The following is a 4,037-nucleotide window of genomic DNA, read 5'->3' as shown; positions in this document are numbered from 1 at the left end:
GGTGAGGACATCGTCGGCAGCAAGGCGTCCATGCGCGACAAGGGCGCCATGCCGGTGCGCCGCAAGAAGCAGATCGATCCGCTCGAGCTGAAGGCCGGCGACTACGTCGTCCACGAGCAGCACGGCGTCGGACGCTTCGTCGAGATGAAGCAGCGTGAGGTGCACGGGGCGGTCCGTGAGTACCTGCTGCTCGAGTACGGGCCCTCGAAGCGCGGCGGCCCGCCGGACCGGCTCTACGTCCCCGCCGACACCCTCGACCAGATCACCCGGTACGTCGGTGGCGAGCAGCCCAGCCTCGACCGGCTCGGTGGCGGCGACTGGACCAAGCGGAAGAACCGCGCACGCAAGGCGGTCCGCGAGATCGCCGCGGAGCTGATCAAGCTGTACGCCGCCCGGCAGGCCACCAAGGGCCACGCCTTCGGACCGGACACCCCGTGGCAGCGCGAGCTCGAGGACGCCTTCCCGTTCCACGAGACGCCGGACCAGCTGACCACCGTCGACGAGGTCAAGGGCGACATGGAGCGGACGGTGCCGATGGACCGGCTGGTCTGCGGCGACGTCGGCTACGGCAAGACCGAGATCGCCGTACGGGCTGCGTTCAAGGCGGTGCAGGACGGCAAGCAGGTCGCCGTCCTCGTGCCGACGACGCTGCTCGTCAGCCAGCACCTCGCGACGTTCAGCGAGCGGATGAGCGGCTTCCCGATCAACCTCAAGCCGTTGAGCCGGTTCCAGACCGACAAGGAAGCGGCGGCCGTGATGGCCGGCCTGACCGACGGCACCGTCGACGTCGTGGTCGGCACCCACCGCCTGTTCAACGCGGACATCCGGTTCAAGGACCTCGGCCTGATCATCGTCGACGAGGAGCAGCGCTTCGGTGTCGAGCACAAGGAAGCGATGAAGCGGCTGCGCACCTCGGTCGACGTGCTGTCGATGAGCGCGACGCCGATCCCGCGCACGCTCGAGATGGCGATCACCGGCATCCGCGAGATGTCGACGATCACCACGCCGCCCGAGGAACGCCACCCGGTGCTGACGTACGTCGGCGGCTACGAGGACCGCCAGGTCGTCGCCGCCGTTCGTCGCGAGCTGCTGCGCGACGGCCAGGTCTTCTACATCCACAACCGGGTGAACTCGATCGAGAAGGCTGCCGCCAAGCTGCGCGAGCTCATCCCCGATGCGCGGGTCGCCACCGCGCACGGCCAGATGGGCGAGCACCAGCTCGAGCAGGTGATGCTCGACTTCTGGGAGAAGCGCTTCGACGTCCTGGTCTGTACGACGATCGTCGAGTCGGGTCTCGACGTCTCCAACGCCAACACGATGATCATCGAGCGCGCCGACACGCTCGGCCTGAGCCAGCTCCACCAGCTGCGTGGCCGGGTGGGTCGCTCCCGGGAGCGTGCCTACGCGTACTTCCTCTACCCGACCGAGAAGCCGCTCACCGAGACCGCGCATGAGCGGCTCGCCACCCTGGCGCAGCACTCCGACCTCGGTGGCGGCATGGCGATCGCGATGAAGGACCTCGAGATCCGTGGTGCGGGCAACCTGCTCGGCGGCGAGCAGTCCGGCCACATCGCCGACGTCGGCTTCGACCTCTACGTCCGGCTGGTCGGCGAGGCGGTGCGCGACTTCCGCGACGACGGCGGCGCTCCCGAGGTGTTGGAGGAGGTGCGCATCGAGCTGCCGGTCGAGGCCCACCTGCCGCACGACTACATCCCCAGCGAGCGGTTGCGGCTGGAGATGTACAAGCGCCTGGCCGAGGTCCGCACCGACGCCGACGTGGACGAGATCATCGCCGAGCTCGACGACCGGTACGGCGAGCCGCCGGAGCAGGTCTCGGCGTTGCTGCTGGTGGCCCGGTTCCGCGCGCGGGTGCGCGCTGCCGGCATCCGCGAGATCTCGACGGTCGGCAAGAACGTGCGGTTCGCGCCCGTCGTGCTCCCGGAGTCACGGACGATCAGGCTGAACCGGATGTTCCCGAAGTCGATCGTCAAGAGCCAGCTGGAGACGATCCTCGTGCCACGCCCCGGCACTCCCGGGCAGACGGGGCGCCCGCTCGAGGGGATCGCCCTGCTTGAATGGGCTCGACTGGTCATCGACTCGGTCATCGATCCCAAGGAGTAAGCGTGCGTCCTCCCAGCCCAGTGACCTTCCGGACGGCTGCTGCCCTCGCGGCGGTGGCGTTGATGGCGGCCGGCTGTGGCCTGACCGACGACGGTGCCCGGCCGGGCGTGGCCGCCGAGGTGGATGGCCAGACCCTCGAGCTGAGCCAGGTCGACCAGGCCGTCGAGGACTACTGCGACCTGCTCGCCAGCAACGAGCAGTTCTCCGCCGTCCCGACGGCGCTGGTGCGCGGTCAGTTCGCCCAGGGCTGGACGCGCGCGGTCGCCATCGACTCGCTCGCCACGGAGATGGGCCTGTCGCTGCCGCCCGAGGCGATCGACCGCTCGACGGTCGAAGGACTGTGGATGGAGCTGGGCGAGGTCGACGACGACAACTACGACTCGTTCGAATGGCTGACCTGGGTGCAGCTGCGGTTGTCGACGACCGCCGAGAAGGTCGGAGCCGCGACCGTGCTCAAGGAGACGGGCCAGTCCGTGTCCGGCGAGCAGGCCATCAACGTCGGCGTCTCGATCGCCGACGACTGGCTGGCGGAGCACGAGCCGGAGCTGAACCCCGTGTTCGGCGAGTACAACCCCGAGACCGGCTACTTCGACGGCGACGCGCTCTCGATCCCGGTCAGCCAGGAAGCCGGCTCGGTGGTCGACACCAGCAAGCTGACGGCCGAACAGGTCAACGCGCTTCCGGCCGACCAGCGCTGCGGACCTGAAACGCCGCCGGCGCCCGCGGTGCCGGGAGCCTGACCGTGTCGGCCGGCCCGGACTCCTCCTCGGCCGTTGCCGAGTTCGTGGCCGTGATGCGCCGGTTGCGGGCCGAATGCCCGTGGAAGCAGGAGCAGACCCACCGCTCGCTGGTCCGCTACCTCCTCGAGGAGACCTACGAGACCGTCGACGCGATCGACGCCGGTGAGGTGTCGGGGGACTGGTCGCACCTGGCCGAGGAGCTCGGCGACGTGCTGCTGCAGGTGGTCTTCCATGCCGTGATCGCGGAGGAGCGTGGCGACTTCGACCTGGCCGATGTCGCCGAGGGCATCACCGCCAAGATGCGGCGGCGCAACCCGCACGTGTTCGCTCCGAGGGCGGACGACCAGGCCCTGGACGCTGAGGCAGTCAATGAGCTGTGGCAGCAGGTCAAGGCCACCGAGCGTGCGAAGGCCGCCGTGGCCGAGGGGCTGCCGTCCGCCCTCCCTGCGTTGTTGTACGCCGACAAGGTGCTCGAGCGGCTGGCCCGCGAGGGTGAACCGGCCGATGTCGATCCGGCCGCCGAGGACATCGGAGAACGCCTGCTGGCGCTGGTGGCCGAGTCGCGTGCCGCGGGTGTCGATCCCGAGCAGGCGCTGCGGGACGTCGTACGCAAGCGGTTGTAGGTGCTCCTCAGCGGAGCCCCGTGGCCGCCCACGCGCTGGCCCGGACGGTGAACGGGCCCTCGCCGAGCTCCGCGCGGAGCATCTCCACCAGCAGCGCCCGCCCGTCATGGTCCAGGTTCGCGACGTGCTGGCCCGCCGGTCCGACGCCGAGGGTGAAGGGCTCCCACCACTCGTCGAACGTCGCGAACGAGACCTCGACGTCCAGTGACGTCTCGACGACCTCGTGGAGTGAGGCGCCGTCGAGCAGGGCGGCGAGCTGTCCCGACGCAGTGCCGGGCAGGGCGCCCTCGTCAGCCGTCGTCGGGTCGGCGCGCTTCGCGACCTCCCAGAACGACGTCAGGGGACCGGTGCCGCCGGCGTGGTCCCAGACGCAGGCGCTGACCCGGCCGCCGGGTCGGGTGACCCGTGCCATCTCCGCTATCCCGGCCGCGGGGTCACGCATGAAGTGGACGACCAGCTGGGCGAGGACCGCGTCGAAGGTGGCGTCGGCGAAGGGCAACGCCTCGGCCTTCGCCAGCCGGACGTCGGCCCCGACGACGGTTGCCGCGGTCGC

At 70.1% G+C, this 4,037-nt stretch carries 4 protein-coding genes; 3 read left to right on the top strand and 1 reads right to left on the bottom strand.

The window, feature by feature from the left end; all coding sequences use genetic code 11:
• The 3 genes from mfd to ACOADB_RS28290 form a co-directional block, all read left to right on the top strand.
• A partial coding sequence (gene mfd / locus ACOADB_RS28300; RefSeq protein ID WP_378607058.1) for a transcription-repair coupling factor occupies positions 1 to 2,121 on the top strand: 2,121 nt, incomplete at its 5' end.
• 2 nt (positions 2,122 to 2,123) lie between these two features.
• Positions 2,124 to 2,861 carry a hypothetical protein gene (locus tag ACOADB_RS28295; protein WP_378607055.1) on the top strand — a complete coding sequence of 246 codons (738 nt, stop codon included), beginning with the start codon at positions 2,124 to 2,126 and terminating at the stop codon, positions 2,859 to 2,861.
• A 2-nt stretch (positions 2,862 to 2,863) separates the two neighbouring features.
• Complete coding sequence (locus ACOADB_RS28290) at positions 2,864 to 3,484, top strand: MazG nucleotide pyrophosphohydrolase domain-containing protein (RefSeq protein ID WP_378607052.1); 621 nt, start codon at positions 2,864 to 2,866, stop codon at positions 3,482 to 3,484.
• Between the two features lie 7 nt (positions 3,485 to 3,491).
• Here the strand turns inward: ACOADB_RS28290 and ACOADB_RS28285 are convergent.
• A partial coding sequence (locus tag ACOADB_RS28285; protein WP_378607049.1) for a class I SAM-dependent methyltransferase occupies positions 3,492 to 4,037 on the bottom strand: 546 nt, incomplete at its 5' end.

It is taken from the genome of Nocardioides sp. CPCC 206348 (assembly GCF_048654705.1).
Classification (GTDB): domain Bacteria; phylum Actinomycetota; class Actinomycetes; order Propionibacteriales; family Nocardioidaceae; genus Nocardioides.
This window is presented reverse-complemented; position numbering and strand designations above follow the sequence as displayed.